The organism is Mesorhizobium sp. M1A.F.Ca.IN.020.06.1.1 (genome assembly GCF_004023265.1).
Classification (GTDB): Bacteria; Pseudomonadota; Alphaproteobacteria; order Rhizobiales; family Rhizobiaceae; genus Mesorhizobium.
The window spans coordinates 1-460 of sequence record NZ_RZSR01001795.1; the positions used below are offsets into that span (position 1 = coordinate 1).

The window sequence follows — 460 nt, forward strand, 5'->3', positions numbered from 1 at the left end:
GCCCGGGAACTCGCACGCAACCAGGGCTCCGAGATGTTCATTCACGGCGAGAATGGCCGTATCCGCGAGCGCAACACCTATGGCAACGATCCCTTCCCGCCGAAGGGCTGACACAAAAGGAGAATGCGATGGCCGGTATTGAAATGCGCTTCAATGGCCGCAAGCTCACGTCCGCCACTCAGCTTCAGCGCGAGCTGACGCGCAGCATGGAAAAACACATCAAAGACAGTCTGAAGAAGGCTGCCGGTCCTGGCGTGCGGATGAAGAAGACGCGCGACGGCTATGTCTTCGAGGGCAGGCCCGAGCAGATCGAGCGCATGAAGAAGCGCTTGCGCTGATGTGGCCACGGAGCCGTACAGCGTCTCTTCACTCCCGGTATCTGGTTGCGCCGCCTTTGAACGCATCAACGCCGGTCGCTAAACCGCCGTCCGTGGCGGGAGATCGGGGTTGTCTGTCAGCC

2 protein-coding genes are annotated in these 460 nt (G+C 60.9%); both read left to right on the forward strand.

What is annotated here, in order from left to right; all coding sequences use genetic code 11:
- On the forward strand, nt 1–111 hold a 111-nt coding region (locus tag EOA60_RS36945; protein WP_164899967.1), incomplete at its 5' end, for a DUF2188 domain-containing protein.
- A gap of 17 nt (nt 112–128) precedes the next feature.
- Nucleotides 129–338, forward strand: a complete 210-nt coding sequence (locus tag EOA60_RS36950) for a hypothetical protein (protein ID WP_127336120.1) — start codon at nt 129–131, stop codon at nt 336–338.
- The last annotated feature ends 122 nt before the right edge of the window (nt 339–460 follow it).